Genomic DNA, 15,598 nt, shown 5'->3' with positions numbered 1-15,598 from the left:
TGCCCGCCGCACCGCCCGCCACACCCGTGCCGCCGCTCAGGCGGTCCGCGATATACAGCGCGAAGCCGGTGACCACCACCACTGCCACACCCAGGCCGAGGCCGAGCATGCCGGCCTGCCAGACCTTGTGCAGATCGAGGCCCGCGCCCAGCGCCAGCGCGAAGAACGGAATCATCACGGGAACGGCCTTGCTGAGGAAGTCGCGCATCTCGCGATCGAGGTTACCGAGCAGCATGCCCAGCATCAGCGGCAGGATACTGCCAACCAGTGTCGGCCAGGGGAATGCCGAAAGACCAGCCACGCCCAGCGTCACCATGGTCAGGAACGGCCCCGATTCCAGCGACATGATCGAGTAGGCGCCGACGTCCTCGGGCCGGCCGTACTGACCCATCAGCGCCATGTACAGGCCGCCGTTGGTGTCGTTCATCGCGGCCACCACGGCCAGCGTGGAGAGGCCGGCGAACATGCCCGCGCTGATCGGCGACTCGCCGAGGAAGTGGCCGAGGATCACGCCCAGCAGCATCGCCGTGCCTACCTTGGTGGCGAACAGCACGCCGCCTTTCTTGACGATGTATGGGGTGGCCTTGATGTTGATGCTGGCGCCCATGCAGACATAGAACACCGCCAGGATCGGCAGGGCGCCGGTGAACAGCGCGTTGGTGAATGACCCGAAGAACTTCGGGCCGTCAGGCGCGAAGGTGGCAACCAGTGAACCGATCAGCAACGGCACGATCATCATGCCGCCCGGCACGCGCTCGATGGCGCGCTTGATATGAATCTGCATGTTCGTCTCCAGCCGCGCCTGGGGTGCGCGGCAGCCTGTGTGTTTTGATCAATGAATTGATTGAATCGATCAATTCAGGTGCGGAGTGTAGGCGAAATGCGATTTTTTGACCAGTTCAATCATTGATATGATCGAAATGATCATTGGATTGCTTGAGCGACGCGGTCATGTGCTGTCACGTGCGGCACGCTGCATGTGCGTCCGGGCTGCGCTATCGTATGCGTCCCGGCGCGGAAATCGCCGCGTCACCCAGCCACCGGAGCCAAGGAAATGAGACTGATCGGGATGCTCGATTCTCCCTACGTACGCCGCGTCGCCATCGCGCTGCGCCTGCTCGACTTGCCGTTCACGCATGAATCGGTGTCGGTATTCCGTACCTTCGACCAGTTCCGCGCGATCAACCCGGTGGTCAAGGCGCCGTCGCTGGTTTGCGATAACGGTGTTGTGCTGATGGATTCGACGCTGATCATCGACTACGCGGAAACGCTGGCTGGCCGCAGCCTGATGCCCGAGGGTCTGGCGGATCGCCAGCACGCGCTGCGCACGATTGGCCTGGCGTTGGCGGCCTGCGAAAAGGTTGTGCAGAACGTCTACGAGCACAACCTTCGGCCCGAGGCCAAGCAGCATGAGCCCTGGCTGGAACGGATCGACGGCCAGCGCGCGGCCGCCTTTGAACTGCTGGAGCAGGAGATCGCCAGAATGCCGGTGCCGGCCGACGCCCGCGCGCTCGATCAGGCAGGGCTGACTGCTGCCGTGGTCTGGACGTTCACGCAGGCCATGTTGCCGGGAAAGGTCGACCCAGCGCGGCATCCGGCGCTGGCGGCGTTCACGTCGGCGGTCGAACGGTTCGCTCCGTTCCAGGATCTGCCGCACGCATGATTTTTCGCGGAAGTTAGGTGCGTTACCCCACGCTTTTCCCCACATTCGGGTGATGCCGAGCCGCAGGTCTTCCACCAAGATAGCCCTTGGGGCGACTGGATCCTTGCCCCGCTACCACTTCAGCCCCGCGACCTCCCCGGCCAGCGGGGCTTTTTCCTTTCGGGGCCGTTTGCGCGTGGGCAGTGTGTCGTCAGCGTGCTTTCAGGATCGACTCGATCTGCGCCGCCGTGCGTCGCAGAGGCGGCAGGTAGTGTTTTTCGAGATAAGCCTGATCGCGGCTACCCAGCACCATGCTCAGGCCCAGGCCAGCCACGGTCTTCCCGGTCTGGTCATGCAGCGGCACCGAGATGCCGGCGAAGCCATCCGCCAGTTCACTGATCAGCGTGCAGAAGCCGTCGGCGCGCACCGCTTCGAGCTTGCGCGCCAGCGCGGGGCCCGAACTGATCGTGAATGGCGTCAGTTGCCTGAGTTCAGCTTGCGCGAGATAGGCGTCGAGCGCTTCGGCGTCGAGCCCCGCCAGCAGCACGCGGCCGAGCGAGTGCGCATATGCCGGCATCCGGCGGCCGATGGCCATGTCCACGCGCAGTAGCAGGCTGGGTTCCTCGCGCGCGACCAGCACCACGGATTCCTGGTCAAGCATCCCGACCGAGCAGCTTTCGCCGACTTCGGCGCAGAGTGCCTGCAAGTAGGGCCGGGCCAGTTGCGGCAGGTTCATCGACGCAAAGTACGCGTAGCCCAGATCCATCACTTTTGGTGTCAGGGCAAACTGCCGGCCTTCCTGCGCCAGGTAGCCGTTGTGCGCCAGCGTCAGCAGCAGCCGGCGCGCGGCCGCGCGGGTGACGTCGAGTTCTTCCGCCACCTCCTGCATTGTCAGACGCTCCACGCCGCTGGCGTACAGCCGCAGCAGCGCAAGCCCCTTGGTCAGCGAATCGAGCAGTTCTTCCTTCTTCGGGATCTCCGGAGCGTGGTCGTCAGGCATTGGCGTGGAGGTCAGTGAAAGGTATCCGAGGGTCAGACCGGGCTTGCGTCCGGGCTGCCGATCCGTATGATATGCGTTTTCCGAACAAATGTTCGCAAAACGTGGTTCGGCGAAAACCACGATGGCAGGACAATCCGGAAACGCCAGAAAACCAGAAAAAACCAGAAAAACCAGGAGACAGCAATGAAGGTGATCACCACCGCGCAGGCGGCCGCGCTCGTGCAGAGCGGCTGGACCGTGGCTAGCGCCGGGTTTGTCGGCGCGGGACACGCCGAAGGGGTGACTGAGGCGCTCGAGCAGCGCTTCTTGCGCGAGGCGCTGCCACGAGACCTGACGCTGGTGTATTCGGCCGGGCAGGGCGACCGGGGCGCCCGTGGTGTGAACCATTTCGGTAACGTCGGCATGACCCGGGCGGTTGTCGGCGGTCACTGGCGCTCCGCCACGCGGCTGGCCACGCTGGCGATGACCGAGCAGTGCGAAGGCTTCAACCTGCCACAGGGCGTGCTCACGCATCTCTATCGGGCCATCGCAGGCGGCAAGCCCGGCGTGCTGACCAAGATCGGTCTGCATACGTTCGTCGATCCTCGTGTCGAGAAGGACGCTCGTTACCACGGTGGCGCGGTCAACCAGCGTGCCCGCGATGCCATTGCCGCCGGTACAGCGAACTGGGTAGAGGCGGTCGACTTCCGTGGCGACGAATATCTGTTCTATCCGAGCTTCCGCATTGATTGCGCGCTGATCCGCTGCACGGCGTCCGACACGCGCGGCAATCTCAGCACGCATCGCGAGGCCTTCCACCACGAACTGCTGGCAATGGCGCAAGCCGCGCACAACTCGGGCGGCATCGTGATCGCCCAGGTGGAGTCGGTGGTCGACTACCACGAGACCCTGCAGGCCATCCACGTGCCGGGCATTCTGGTGGACTACGTGGTGGTCAGTGAACAGCCCGGGCATCACCTGATGACGTTTGCCGAGGCCTACAACGAAGCCTACGTCAGGCCGTGGCGCGGTGAAGCCGCCGAGGCCGCGGAGCGGGCGAAGGAAGCCGAGGTGCTGCCCGATGCGTCGGCGCCACTCGATGCGCGCACGATCGTGCAGCGGCGCGCCGTCATGGAGCTAGCGGCACGCAAACCGCGCGTGGTGAACCTGGGTGTCGGGATGCCGGCCGCGGTTGGCGCGCTGGCGCATCAGGCCGGCCTGGGCGGATTCACGCTGACCGTGGAAGCCGGTCCGATCGGCGGCACGCCGGCGGATGGACTGAGCTTCGGCGCGTCGGCCTATCCCGAGGCGGTGGTCGACCAGCCCGCGCAATTCGACTTCTACGAAGGCGGCGGCATCGACCTGGCGATCCTCGGTCTGGCTGAACTCGACGGGCACGGCAACGTCAACGTGAGCAAGTTCGGGGAAGGCGAGGGCGCGTTGATCGCTGGCGTTGGCGGCTTTATCAACATCACCCAGAGCGCACGCGCCGTGGTGTTCATGGGCACGCTGACAGCCGGCGGCCTCGAGGTGCGGGTCGAGCAGGACCAGTTGCGGATCGCGCGCGAGGGTCGCGTGAAGAAGATCGTGCCCGAGGTATCGCATCTGAGCTTCAACGGCCCGTACGTGGCGTCGCTCGGTGTGCCTGTGCTCTACATCACCGAACGTGCCGTGTTCGAAATGCGCGCTGACGCGCAGGGCGATGCTCGCCTGACGCTGGTCGAGATCGCCCCCGGCGTGGACCTGCAACGCGACGTGCTCGATCAATGCGCCACGCCGGTCGCGGTGGCCGATGACCTGCGCCTGATGGACGCGCGGTTGTTCCGGCCGGGCGTCATGAAGCTCTGAAACGGATTTTCAAAAACGAGAAAGCAGGCCGGCGTGTCCTGTTCGCCGGCAGCAATTGGAGGAAGCAACGTGCAATACCGTAGTCACCGTCATCAACGTACCCATCGCCGCCTGGCGCTGTCCGCGCTCGCCGTGGCGGCACTGCTGCCGTTCGTTCCTGCCACGGCGCAGGCCCAGGCAAACTACCCGGACAAGCCGATCCGGCTGGTCGTGCCGTTCCCGGCCGGTGGTCCCACCGATACCGCTGCGCGCATCATCGGCCAGAAGATGAGCGAGACGCTCAAGCAGCCGATCGTCATCGACAATCGTCCGGGCGCATCAGGCACCATCGGCACCGAGACCGTGGCCAAGGCCACGCCTGACGGCTACACGATCGTGATGCTTGCCACGCCGACGCTGCTGGCGCCGTATCTGCTGCCGCGCAAGGGCTACGACATCTTCAAGGACTTCGCGCCTATCGGTAACGCATATGAGCTGCCGATCGTGATGGTGGTCAATCCGCACGCGCTGCCCGATGTGACCAACCTGCAGCAGTACATCGCAAAGGCCAAGGCCAACCCCGGCCAGATGAACTACACCAGCGCGGGCAATGGCAGCTTCGGCCATCTGTCGACGGAGCTTCTGAAAAACCTCGGTCACTTCGACGTGCAGCACGTGCCTTACAAAGGCAGCGCGCCGGCCATGTCCGACGTGCTGGCCGGACAGGTGCCGATGATGTTCTCGGACATGATTGCCGCGCTGCCGCACATCAAGGCGGGCAAGCTGCGTGCGATCGCCGTGGGGTCAAGCAAGCGCGTGAGCTTCGCGCCCGAGGTGAAGACCGTGGCGGAGCAGGGCTTCCCGGGATTCGACGCAGCGTCGTGGGGTGGCTTGCTGGCGCCGGCCGGCACGTCCAAGGAGATCGTGGCCAAGCTGTCGGCCGCGCTCAGGGGGGCGCTGGCCGATCCGACCGTCGAGCAGAAGATGCTGGGCGCCGGCACCGTGGCCTCGTACCTGCCTTCCGACCAGTTCGCCACGCGTATGCGCAATGACTACGCGAAGTGGGGCAAGGTCATTCAGGACAACGGTATCAAGAGCGATTGATACCGGCGATTGATACCGCCGATCGACACCGCCGTCCGGCGTTTCGGTCGGCGGCTTCGCGAGGACGCTCAGGCCTGCGCCTGCAGCGTCTGCGAATACTGCGACACGCCGTTCAGGTCACGCAGATCGACGGTTAGCGCGCGCGAGGCGGGGTCGATGTTGACCTCGCCGAAGAACTGATAGCCGGCAAACGGCGACATGTTCTGCGCGGTGGGTGCCTTCTGGAATGCGACATGCGGCCCGAACGTGTTGTCGAGCGGGTTCGGGCCGAAGCTGCCTGCATTGAGCGGGCCGGCCACGAATTCCCAGAACGGATCGAAATCCTTGTACACCGCGCGTTCTGGCGAGTAGTGGTGGGCGGCGCAGTAGTGCACGTCCGCCGTCACCCACACCACATTCTTGATGCCGGCCTGTCGGATGCGCGTGAGCAGTCGGGCGGTTTCCAGTTCGCGTCCCAGCGCCGGACCGTCGCCGTTGGCGATGGCTTCCCAGCGCGGACGCCCCTGAGCGTCCTTGCCGTCGGGCACGCCAAGGCCAATCGGCATATCAGCGGCGATGACCTTCCAGGTGGCCTGCGATGCCATCAGTTCCGCCACCAGCCATTCGAGCTGCGCATTGCCGAGGAATGCCGTGGCCGCGCTCTCGGTCGTCTCGCGGTTATAGCCATTTGGGCCGCGGAAGCTGCGCATGTCGAGCACGAACACGTCGAGTAGCGGTCCGTAGCCGATCTTGCGATGCACGCGCTCGGCAAGCCCCTGGCGGTGCCAGCGCATCGGCGCGTTTTCCAGGAAGGCGCGGCTGCCGCGCGCGACCAGCACGCGCACGTCTTTTTCCGTATAGCGCGCGTCGCCGGAGAGATCCTTCGAGTCCGACCAGTTGTTGGTGATCTCGTGGTCGTCCCACTGCCAGATTTGCGGGACCTGGCTCGCAAAGCGGCGCACGTTGGTGTCCATCATGTTGTAGCGATGACGGCCGCGGAACTCCTTCAGCGTCTCGGCGACCTTGCTGACTTCCTCCGTCACCAGGTTGCGCCAGATGCGGCCATCCTCGGCTTTCTGCTCGGCCGTGATCGGGCTGTCCGCGTAGATCGTGTCGCCGCTGTGGATGAAGAAGTCCGGGTTGCGCTGGCGCATCGCTTCATAGATGCGCATCCCGCCGAGGTCGGGGTTGATGCCCCAGCCCTGGCCGACCGTATCGCCCGACCAGACGAAGCGGATCGGGCGATCGGCCTGCTGGGACGGGGTGCGGAACGAACCCTCCGTCCAGGCGCCCATGCCACGGCGTTGCTCGGGGTTCTCGAATGCGACGCGCACGTGGTATTGCTGACCCGGCAGCAGGCCGGTCAGCACGGTGCGGGCGGTGAAGTCGGCTTCACTGGTCGCCAGCGGGCCCGAAATGCGCATCGGATTGCGGAAACCCGGCTCGGCGGCGTATTCGACCACCATGCGCGACTGACGCTCGGCGCGTGCCCAGACCACCAGCCCGTCATCCGACGGATCGCCAAGCTGGATGCCGTCGGGCGTGTTCGGGCGTCCGCTCGACACCACGGCCGGGGCGGCGAGCACCGCCGGTCCAACCAGCGCCAGACTGGCGCCCAGGCCCAGAAAGCGCCGGGAAGTGCGCAGGAACCTGCGTCGGGTCAGATCGCTGGGCTCGACGAGCGGGGTGGTGGTCATGGTGGAGTCCGTGGTGGAACGCTTTGTCTGGGTTGTATGGTCGGCGCTTGAGCCGGGGCAACATCGTCGCGCGTGGATGTGACATGTTGTTGACATCGCAGGCGCCGATACTGGCTAGCGTCCGGGATGACCGCGCCCGGGCAGTAATGGTAGAATCCAAGTCTTTGATTTTCCGGGCAATTCACCCTTTGCCCGGTCTCAGTTCCAGACGCGTGTCCGATTGCGACGGCTTCGCGCCCTGCACAGACACCTCAACCATGACGATGACAACCACACAAGACCAGGCCCCAGCAGCAGAGCAGACGTTCGAAAGCTTCGGGCTGGATCCGCGCGTTCTGCGCGCCTTGACCGAACAGGGTTACACCAAGCCGACGCCGATTCAGGCGCAGGCGATTCCCGTGGTGTTGCTGGGCAAGGATGTGATGGGCGCCGCGCAGACCGGCACCGGCAAGACCGCTGGTTTCGCGCTGCCGATCATTCAGCGTCTGCTGCCGCTCGCCAACGCGAGTGCCTCTCCGGCGCGTCACCCGGTGCGCGCGCTGATGCTGACGCCGACGCGCGAACTGGCCGATCAGGTCTACGACAACGTCGCCCGGTATGCCAAGCACACCGACCTGCGCAGCACGGTGGTCTTCGGTGGCGTCGACATGAACCCGCAGACCGATGCGCTGCGCCGTGGCGTGGAAATCCTCGTGGCCACGCCGGGCCGTCTGCTCGATCACGTGCAGCAGAAGTCGGTGAACCTGTCGCAGGTGCAGATGCTGGTGCTCGACGAGGCCGACCGCATGCTCGACATGGGCTTCCTGCCCGACCTGCAGCGCATCATCAACCTGCTTCCGGCGCAGCGCCAGACGCTGCTGTTCTCGGCCACGTTCTCGCCCGAAATCAAGAAGCTGGCCTCCAGCTACCTGAAGCAGCCGGTGACGATCGAAGTGGCGCGCAGCAACTCGACCAACGAGAACGTGCGTCAGGTGGTGTATCAGGTGCAGGATGGCCACAAGCAGGCCGCCGTGGTGCATCTGCTCAAGCAGCGCGCCAACGAACAGCAGTCGCGCCAGTGCATCGTTTTCGTCAACAGCAAGATTGGTTGCTCGCGTCTGGCGCGTCATCTGGAGCGCGAGGGCATCAACGCCGCCGCGATTCACGGGGACAAGACGCAGACCGAGCGTATGCAGACGCTCGACGGTTTCAAGAATGGCACGATCGACGCGCTGGTGGCCACCGATGTGGCGGCCCGTGGTCTGGACATTCCCGCCATGCCCTGCGTGATCAACTTCGACCTGCCGTTCAGTGCGGAAGACTACGTGCACCGCATCGGCCGCACAGGCCGGGCTGGCGCCAGCGGCGACGCGCTTTCGATCTTCGTGCCGGGCAATGACGACCGTCTGCTGGCCGACATCGAGAAGCTGATCAAGCGCAGCATTCCGCGCGGCTCGCTGGACGGCTTCGATCCGACCGGCGAGCGTGCGCGTCAGGAAGACAGCGATCGTCGCCGCGCGCGTACGGAAGTTCGCCGCGTTCGCGACAATGGCGAGGGCGAGGAGCAGCAGCGCCGCCGCCGTACCGAGCCGAATGGTCGCCAGGCGTTCCGTCCGTCGGACGATCCGTTCTTCTCGCGTCCGTACGAGCCGTCGGGCAGCTACACGCCGGCACCGAAGACCGAGGAACAACTGGCCGCCGCGCTGACGCGTGGACGTCAGGCGCCCAAGCGCCCCGTGGCCGCGCTGCTCGGCGGCGTGCCGCGCAAGTCTTGAACGGCGCGTAGCCGTTCCAGCCACTGACCGGTAGCGGTCGCCAGCCAGGCGGCCACCGTCGTCTCCTGGTTCACGATGCCCAGATGCGTTCCCGCAGTGCGGAGCGCATCGAGCGGTGCCGAAGCATCGAGCGCTTGCGCGCCGCTCTGCTTGCTCAATTTCTCTCCGACTGCGTTGACCACCACCGGCACGTGCAGATAGTCCGGCGTTGGCAAGCCCAGCAAATGCTGGAGGTGGATCTGTCGCGGTGTCGAATCCAGTAGGTCCGCTCCACGCACGATATGCGTGATGCCCTGTGCGGCGTCATCGACCACAACCGCAAGCTGATAGGCCCATAGCCCATCGGCCCGTCTCAGTACGAAATCCCCGAGTTCCGTTTCCAGGTTCTGGCATTGGCGGCCCTGCCAGCGGTCGTCAAAGCAGATCGTTGCCGCCGGGCCATCTGGCACGCGCACGCGCCAGGCACGTGGCAGCTTGCCATGCAGGCCATTGCGGCAAGTGCCCGGGTAGCCGAGTGTCTGATGCCGTTCACGCACGTGCACGAGCGAATCGGCGATTTCCTTGCGCGTGCAGCCGCACGGATAGAGATAGCCGGCGGCGTCGAGCTGGCGCAGCGCCTCCGCGTAGAGGCCTTCGCGACGGCTTTGCCAGACGGGCGGTTCATCGGGGTGCAGGCCAAGTGCGTCGAGTGTGCGCAGGATGTCATTGTCGGCGTCCCTGACGCAGCGCGGGTAGTCGATGTCCTCGATCCGCACCAGCCAGTCGCCGCCATGGGCGCGCGCGTCCAGCCAGCTTGCTAGCGCGGTAACCAGGGAGCCCAGATGAAGCGGACCGGTGGGGGAGGGCGCGAAGCGGCCCCGGTAGCGTTGTGACATGGAACTGCGGGATTCAGTCGCTCTGTGGCAGTCGGTCTGTTTCAGTCGGTCTGATCTAGCGGAGAGTGCGGCGGTTGAAGCAATAGCGCCTGTGCCAGCCGAGGGTCTTCGAGCTTGTTCGTCCACCACTGCAGCGCCTTGCCGCGTGTGTTCGTCCGCCAGGCTACCTTGAAGTTTCCGGGGGCGCGTACCTCCACGGTCTCCCGGGCCTGCAGCACGCCGCTCTCGATATGCGGTTGGGCGAGCGGCGCGGGCAGCCAGCCGCAGCCCAGACCGCGGATCTGCGCTTCAAGCTTGTCGCGCATGGTGGGCACCACCAGCACATCCTGACCGGCCAGCACACCGTGGGTGCGCGCGGGCAGGTTGCGCGACGTATCGCCCACGGCCACGATGCGGTGCTTGGCAATCTCGATCGTCGTGAGTGGCCCTTCGACCGCGGCCAGCGGATGGTGCGCGGCCACCGCGAACACAAACGGCATGGCACCAAGGGCACGCACCTGGAAGCCCTGCGTGCTTGGCGCCTCGTAGGCGCCGCCGATGATCAGGTCCGCGCGATTGCTGACCAGCGCATCCCAGGCGCCGCCCAGCACCTCTTTGGAAAAGCGCAGCCGCGTGGCAGTGTTCTCGGCGTAGAAATCCTGGATCACGGGCAGCAGGGCGCGGAAATTGACGAGGTCGTCGACGGTGATGTTCAGGCTGGCTTCCCAGCCGGTGGCCAGCCGCTTGATGCGTCGCTCCAGGTCGTCGGCCGCGCGCAGCAGGTGGCGGCCCTCGTCGAGCAGCGCCCGGCCAGCCGGTGTCAGCTCGGCGCGATGGCGGCGCCGGTCGAACAGCAGCACGTCGAGATCTTCCTCGAGCTTGCGGACGACATAGGTCAGGGCGGAGGGCACCTTGCCCATCTCGTGGGCGGCGGCGGCAAAGCTGCCCTTGCGTTCGATGGCGTCAAGGACTTCGAGGGATTCCAGGGACAGGGGCATATTCAGATTTTCTGAACGACTGCTTCTAATGTGGTGCCCGCCAATATACTCCCGCTGCCCTAAACTGCCTAGCATCGAAACGCCCCTGACCCATATGGATCTAGCCATCTGGGTCGATAGCCAGGCCACAAGGAGGGCCATCAAAATGATTGAAATCCGTAAATCTGAAGAGCGTGGGTATGCGGACCATGGCTGGCTCAAGTCGTACCACAGCTTCTCGTTTGCTGATTACTACGATCCGCGCCATGTCCAGTTCGGGTCGCTGCGCGTGATCAACGAGGACCGCGTGGCGCCGGGCATGGGCTTCGGCACCCATGGGCACCGGGACATGGAGATCATCAGCTATGTGCTGGAAGGCGAGCTGGCCCACAAGGACAGCATGGGCAACGGCAGCGTGATCCGTCCGGGCGATGTGCAGCGCATGAGCGCCGGCACGGGCGTGCGTCATTCGGAATACAACCACGCGGCGCACGATACGACGCATTTCCTGCAGATCTGGATCATGCCGAACGAGACCGGCATCGAACCTGGCTACGAGGAGAAGCACTTCGAAGCCGCCGACAAGCGCGGTCGCCTGCGCCTGGTGGGTAGCCCGGACGGCGCCGAAGGTTCGGTGGTGATCCATCAGGATGTGCGCCTGTACGCGGGCCTGTTCGATGGCGATGAAACTGCCACGCTGTCGTTGGCGCCGGGCCGTCGCGCCTATGTCCACGTGGCACGTGGGCGTATCAGTATGAACGGCCAGGTGCTCGAGGCTGGCGACGCAGCGAAGCTGGAAGACGTGGAAACCGTGAACCTGTCGCAAGGCAGCGGGGCCGAGGTGCTGGTCTTCGATCTGTCCTGACCGGCTCATCCGTTTCCTACCTCGTGGCATTGACGCCCGCTTCGGCGGGCGTTTTGTATTTTTACCGCTTTTAGCTTTTTGCTTACCAGTGCTTACACGAGTATTGCAAAGCCACCGGGGCGCTATGCTATCGTCTGGCTATACGGCCAAGGGACCGCCGCGGCACTTCGCCGCACACCGATTAATCGTCACCCGATGACTTTCGTTTCCATTCTTCTGGCGCTGATTGCCGAACAGTTCCGCGCCTTGGGTCGGAACAATCCGATTTTCGATATCGTGCGCGTGCTGGGCGACCGGGCCGAGCACGCATTCGATACCGGTCGCCCGCGCGACGCCGCGCTGGCCTGGCTGACCGTGGTGTTGCCGCTGACGCTGGCAGTAGTGATCGTCCACTATCTGCTGTCTTCGATCAGCATCGCGCTCACGCTGGTCTGGAATGTGCTGCTGCTGTACCTGACCCTCGGATTCCGGCAGTTCAGCCACTACTTCACCGACATCCACGAGGCGCTCAACCGCGACGACCTGCATACCGCGAGGACGATCCTGCACGAGTGGACCGGGCTCGATACGGTCGAAATGCCGGTCAGCGAGATCGTGCGCCATACGCTTGAAGCGGCGATCGTTGCCGTGCATCGCCATGTCTTCGGCGTGTTCTTCTGGTTCCTGGTGCCGATCGGCCCGGGTGGCGTGATCCTGTATCGCACCGCCGAGTATCTGAGCCGGCAGTGGAACAGCCCGTCCAACGAACGCAGCCCGGCCCTGGGTTGCTTTGCCGCGCAGGCGTTCTACGTGCTCGATTGGGTCCCGTCGCGCCTGACCTCGATCGGGTTTGCGATCGTCGGCAACTTCGAGGATGCGGTCTACGCGTGGCGTAACCACGCGCGCAAATGGAACGACGCGGTCAACGGCATCCTGCTTGCCAGTGGTGGTGGGGCGCTCGGCGTCCGGCTCGGCGCGCCGCTGGCCGAGGACGATTCGAGTGTGATGCTGCGCATGAGCGTGGCGGGCGTCGACTATGCTCCTGGCATGGACGATGGTTCGGACCCCGTGCCGCCCGAATTCGGCAGCGATCCAGGTGTTCGCACGCTGCAATCGGCGGTTGGCCTGGTCTGGCGTGCCGTGGTCCTCTGGATGATTCTGCTGGCGATGATCTCGCTGGCGTTGTGGGTGGGTTGACCCCGCAACGACTCTCGCGACTATCGCAATGCTCGCAAAGAAAAAAGCGCCACATCGTTGGCGCTTTTTTCTTTCTCCCGGCGGCCGATGGCTGGTCTATCCGGCGGCCTGCTCCTGTGGCTGCCCACAGCGCCAGCACGCCGCGAACTGCGCCTCGTGCCATTCTCCGCAGTGCCGGCATTGCCAGTGCGGACCCGGCCTCGGGTTCGCGGCGGCATTCAGCACCGCCCAGGCATCGGCTTCGGTAGCGTCATCGAGAATCCAAACCTGGGGCGCGCTTTCCTGCAGCGGGATATCACCCGCCGCGCCTGCCAGCCATGTGTTGCGGACCTCGGCCTGGATGCCAGCCGCGCGCAGCACGTTTTCGCAGTGCGCGGCGTGGACCAGCGATGGCGTCCTCAGCAGCAGTTTCATGATGGCGCGAAGCGAACGGGCAGGTGCGCTTACCTTACCACGGCTTCTGCTGGCGTGACTCGTGCAGCAACTGCGTGTAGAGCTGATGCCGGCGCGTGGAAATCGCGCCGTCGTCGATGGCCTGCAGCACCCCGCAGCCTGGCTCGTTGATGTGATGGCAGTTGTAGAACCGGCATTCGGTCAGCCTTGGCCGGAACTCCGGAAAGGCCCGTTCCAGCATGCCTTCGCTCAGGTGGTGCAGACCGAATTCCTGGAAGCCTGGCGAGTCGATCAGATAACCCGGACGGCCGTCGACCACTGCCCATTCCTCCGGCAGGTGGTACAGGCGCGTGAACGTGGTGGTGTGCTTGCCCGAGTCGAGCTTCGCGGAGATCTCGCGAGTCTGCGCTTCCACACCCGGAATCAGCAGGTTCAGCAGCGACGACTTGCCCATGCCGGACTGGCCGATCATGATGCTGGAGACGCCCGCCGTGCGCGGCTTGAGCGCGGCGAGCGCCTCATCCGGGCGTCCGTGCACGGATAGCTCCAGCGTCTCGTAGCCCAGGTCCTCGTAGAGCTTCAGCCGCCGCCGCGCGTCATCGAGCCGCGCGGTCAGGTCGGTCTTGTTCAGGATCACCAGCGGACGGATTTCCAGTGCTTCGGCCGATACCAGGGCGCGGCCCAGCAGGTCTTCGGAGAAGCTGGGCTCGGTGGCCAGGACGATGATGACCTGGTCGATATTCGCAGCCAGCAGCTTCGACTTGAACTGGTCGGAGCGGTGCAGCAGGTTCTTGCGCGGATCGATCGCGGTGATCACACCCTGATCGACCGAGGCCAGTTCCACGCGTACATGGTCACCCACGGCGGCATCGCTCTTCTTGCCGCGCGGAAACGCATGCAGGTGCGTGCCGTCCGCGCGTTCCACGACATAGTGCCGGCCGTGTGCCGCGACAATCAGTGCCGATTCGCTCGAGTCGTTCTTGCCGGTGCCTTTCCCGGCGTTGTGATGGCGCGCGCTGCGGGTCATGCGTGCGCCAGCAAGCGGTCGATCCGCTGGGCTGCGGGCGGATGCGAGTAGTAGAACGCGCTGTAGAGCGGGTCGGGGGTCAGCGTCGAGGCGTTGTCCTTGTACAGCTTGACCAGCGCCGAGACCAGATGGCCAGCATTGGTCTGGTGCGCGGCGAATTCGTCGGCCTCGAACTCATGCTTGCGCGACGATACGCTGGCCAGGGGGCCCAGGAAGAACGTGAACACCGGCAGCGTCAGGAAGAACAGCACCAGCGCCAGCGCGTGGTTGCTGCTGCCGAAGTTCGGCAGCACGCCCAGCCCGGTGAAGAACCATTCGCGCGTGGCCAGCCAGCCGAGCAGGGCCAGGAACACCAGCGACAGCGCAAACGTCACGATCATCATCTTGGCCACGTGACGACGCTTGAAGTGGCCCAGTTCGTGCGCCAGCACCGCTTCCACTTCCTCGCCGTCCAGGCGTGACAGCAGGGTGTCGAAGAACACGATGCGCTTCGATGCGCCAAAGCCTGTGAAATAAGCGTTGCCATGGGCGCTGCGTCGGCTGCCATCCATCACGAACAGGCCCTTGCTGGCAAAGCCGCACTTGCGCAGCAGCGCCTCGATGCGCTCGCGCAGGGTTTCGTCGTTGAGCGGTTCGAACTTGTTGAACAGCGGGGCGATGAAGGTCGGGAAGATCACCTGCAGCAGCAGGCTGAACGCCATCCACAGCAGCCAGGTCCAGACCCACCAGTACGTGCCGGCCTGGTCCATCAGCCACAGCACGGCCAGCAGCAGCGGCAGGCCCAGAACGCAGGCCACCACGGCCATCTTGAGCAAGTCCGCCAGCCACAGGCCGAACGTCATCTTGTTAAAGCCGAAGCGCTCTTCGACCACGAACTGGCCGTAGAGCGAGAAGGGCAGGTCAATCAGCCCGCCGATCAGCACCACGCTGGCGATCAGCGCGACGCCATAGAAGTAGCCACCGCCGCCGAATACGTGCAGCCAGAGCTGGTTCAGCGCGTGCAGGCCGCCCAGCAGCGTGAAGCCGATCAGGACGGCCGCGCCGGCCAGCACCTCGAGCATCGACAGCCGCGTGCGTGCGATGGTGTAGTCCGCCGCTTTCTGGTGGGCGGACAATGTGATGGTGTCGGCAAAGCGTTCCGGCACGGCGCCGCGATGACGGCCCACATGGCGAATCTGGCGGCTGGCCAGCCAGAGTTTGGTCAGCACCATGACAACCAGTGCGGCAAGAAAGATCAGCGTGAACATCTGTGGGCCTTGTTGACGATGGCGCGGCGGAAGGCATGCATACCTGGCCATCGGGGCGGATATGCGAGAATTATAAA

Annotated in this window: 14 protein-coding genes; 6 read left to right on the top strand and 8 right to left on the bottom strand. The window is 64.8% G+C overall.

Translation table 11 applies throughout. The features are described 5' to 3' along the window. The coding region (locus tag RN01_RS17265; protein ID WP_039016708.1) for a 2-keto-3-deoxygluconate permease at positions 1–784 on the bottom strand (784 nt) is incomplete at its 3' end. Between the two features lie 270 nt (positions 785–1,054). On the opposite strand from RN01_RS17265, the gene RN01_RS17260 reads away from it, so the two are divergent. Beyond that, positions 1,055–1,663 carry a glutathione S-transferase gene (locus tag RN01_RS17260; RefSeq protein WP_017513553.1) on the top strand — a complete coding sequence of 203 codons (609 nt, stop codon included), beginning with the start codon at positions 1,055–1,057 and terminating at the stop codon, positions 1,661–1,663. A 190-nt stretch (positions 1,664–1,853) separates the two neighbouring features. On the opposite strand, the gene RN01_RS17255 is transcribed toward RN01_RS17260, so the two are convergent. After that, the gene (locus RN01_RS17255; protein ID WP_017513554.1) at positions 1,854–2,642 is read right to left on the bottom strand and encodes an IclR family transcriptional regulator C-terminal domain-containing protein; all 789 of its coding nucleotides are present in this window, start codon (positions 2,640–2,642) and stop codon (positions 1,854–1,856) included. A gap of 183 nt (positions 2,643–2,825) precedes the next feature. Here RN01_RS17255 and RN01_RS17250 point away from each other — a divergent pair, with 183 nt between their 5' ends. Together RN01_RS17250 and RN01_RS17245 are read left to right on the top strand one after the other, a co-directional pair. Then, positions 2,826–4,469 (top strand): acyl CoA:acetate/3-ketoacid CoA transferase, encoded by a 1,644-nt coding sequence (locus tag RN01_RS17250; RefSeq protein WP_017513555.1) that lies wholly within the window; start codon positions 2,826–2,828, stop codon positions 4,467–4,469. 69 nt (positions 4,470–4,538) lie between these two features. Next, positions 4,539–5,552, top strand: a complete 1,014-nt coding sequence (locus RN01_RS17245) for a tripartite tricarboxylate transporter substrate binding protein (RefSeq protein WP_017513556.1) — start codon at positions 4,539–4,541, stop codon at positions 5,550–5,552. Between the two features lie 68 nt (positions 5,553–5,620). On the opposite strand, the gene RN01_RS17240 is transcribed toward RN01_RS17245, so the two are convergent. Beyond that, the gene (locus tag RN01_RS17240; RefSeq protein ID WP_024569939.1) at positions 5,621–7,228 is read right to left on the bottom strand and encodes an alkaline phosphatase; all 1,608 of its coding nucleotides are present in this window, start codon (positions 7,226–7,228) and stop codon (positions 5,621–5,623) included. A gap of 257 nt (positions 7,229–7,485) precedes the next feature. Between RN01_RS17240 and RN01_RS17235 the strand changes: the two genes are divergently transcribed. Beyond that, positions 7,486–8,982 (top strand): DEAD/DEAH box helicase, encoded by a 1,497-nt coding sequence (locus RN01_RS17235; RefSeq protein ID WP_017513155.1) that lies wholly within the window; start codon positions 7,486–7,488, stop codon positions 8,980–8,982. Here the strand turns inward: RN01_RS17235 and gluQRS are convergent. Continuing rightward, positions 8,925–9,857, bottom strand: a complete 933-nt coding sequence (gluQRS, locus tag RN01_RS17230) for a tRNA glutamyl-Q(34) synthetase GluQRS (protein ID WP_017513154.1) — start codon at positions 9,855–9,857, stop codon at positions 8,925–8,927. The genes RN01_RS17235 and gluQRS overlap by 58 nt on opposite strands. 41 nt (positions 9,858–9,898) lie before the next feature. Then, positions 9,899–10,834: a LysR family transcriptional regulator gene (locus RN01_RS17225; RefSeq protein ID WP_017513153.1), complete on the bottom strand. Its 936-nt coding sequence runs from the start codon at positions 10,832–10,834 to the stop codon at positions 9,899–9,901. 145 nt (positions 10,835–10,979) lie between these two features. Between RN01_RS17225 and RN01_RS17220 the strand changes: the two genes are divergently transcribed. Together RN01_RS17220 and RN01_RS17215 are read left to right on the top strand one after the other, a co-directional pair. Continuing rightward, entirely contained in the window at positions 10,980–11,678 is a 699-nt protein-coding gene (locus tag RN01_RS17220; protein ID WP_017513152.1) for a pirin family protein, read from the top strand. A gap of 195 nt (positions 11,679–11,873) precedes the next feature. Continuing rightward, positions 11,874–12,854: a CobD/CbiB family protein gene (locus tag RN01_RS17215; RefSeq protein ID WP_008649924.1), complete on the top strand. Its 981-nt coding sequence runs from the start codon at positions 11,874–11,876 to the stop codon at positions 12,852–12,854. Between the two features lie 96 nt (positions 12,855–12,950). On the opposite strand, the gene RN01_RS17210 is transcribed toward RN01_RS17215, so the two are convergent. The 3 genes from RN01_RS17210 to RN01_RS17200 are packed head-to-tail and all read right to left on the bottom strand — an operon-like array spanning position 12,951 to position 15,521. After that, a complete protein-coding gene (locus tag RN01_RS17210; RefSeq protein WP_017513151.1) occupies positions 12,951–13,268 on the bottom strand; it encodes a putative signal transducing protein in 318 nt (105 codons plus the stop codon). Between the two features lie 34 nt (positions 13,269–13,302). Next, the gene (gene rsgA, locus RN01_RS17205) at positions 13,303–14,274 is read right to left on the bottom strand and encodes a ribosome small subunit-dependent GTPase A (RefSeq protein WP_017513150.1); all 972 of its coding nucleotides are present in this window, start codon (positions 14,272–14,274) and stop codon (positions 13,303–13,305) included. Then, positions 14,271–15,521 (bottom strand): M48 family metallopeptidase, encoded by a 1,251-nt coding sequence (locus RN01_RS17200; RefSeq protein WP_008649928.1) that lies wholly within the window; start codon positions 15,519–15,521, stop codon positions 14,271–14,273. The genes rsgA and RN01_RS17200 overlap by 4 nt, the downstream gene beginning before the upstream one ends. Between the last annotated feature and the right edge of the window lie 77 nt (positions 15,522–15,598).

Source organism: Cupriavidus sp. SHE (assembly GCF_000812445.1).
Taxonomy (GTDB): Bacteria; Pseudomonadota; Gammaproteobacteria; order Burkholderiales; family Burkholderiaceae; genus Cupriavidus; species Cupriavidus metallidurans.
This window is presented reverse-complemented; position numbering and strand designations above follow the sequence as displayed.

Bases quoted from the DNA above. Each gene is read 5' to 3' on its own strand.
- RN01_RS17240 (WP_024569939.1), bottom strand. From the start codon at position 7,228: ATGACCACCACCCCGCTCGTCGAGCCCAGCGATCTGACCCGACGCAGG.
- RN01_RS17225 (WP_017513153.1), bottom strand. From the start codon at position 10,834: ATGCCCCTGTCCCTGGAATCCCTCGAAGTCCTTGACGCCATCGAACGC.
- RN01_RS17210 (WP_017513151.1), bottom strand. From the start codon at position 13,268: ATGAAACTGCTGCTGAGGACGCCATCGCTGGTCCACGCCGCGCACTGC.
- gluQRS (WP_017513154.1), bottom strand. From the start codon at position 9,857: ATGTCACAACGCTACCGGGGCCGCTTCGCGCCCTCCCCCACCGGTCCG.
- RN01_RS17235 (WP_017513155.1), top strand. From the start codon at position 7,486: ATGACGATGACAACCACACAAGACCAGGCCCCAGCAGCAGAGCAGACG.
- RN01_RS17200 (WP_008649928.1), bottom strand. From the start codon at position 15,521: ATGTTCACGCTGATCTTTCTTGCCGCACTGGTTGTCATGGTGCTGACC.
- RN01_RS17250 (WP_017513555.1), top strand. From the start codon at position 2,826: ATGAAGGTGATCACCACCGCGCAGGCGGCCGCGCTCGTGCAGAGCGGC.
- RN01_RS17215 (WP_008649924.1), top strand. From the start codon at position 11,874: ATGACTTTCGTTTCCATTCTTCTGGCGCTGATTGCCGAACAGTTCCGC.
- RN01_RS17220 (WP_017513152.1), top strand. From the start codon at position 10,980: ATGATTGAAATCCGTAAATCTGAAGAGCGTGGGTATGCGGACCATGGC.
- rsgA (WP_017513150.1), bottom strand. From the start codon at position 14,274: ATGACCCGCAGCGCGCGCCATCACAACGCCGGGAAAGGCACCGGCAAG.
- RN01_RS17260 (WP_017513553.1), top strand. From the start codon at position 1,055: ATGAGACTGATCGGGATGCTCGATTCTCCCTACGTACGCCGCGTCGCC.
- RN01_RS17255 (WP_017513554.1), bottom strand. From the start codon at position 2,642: ATGCCTGACGACCACGCTCCGGAGATCCCGAAGAAGGAAGAACTGCTC.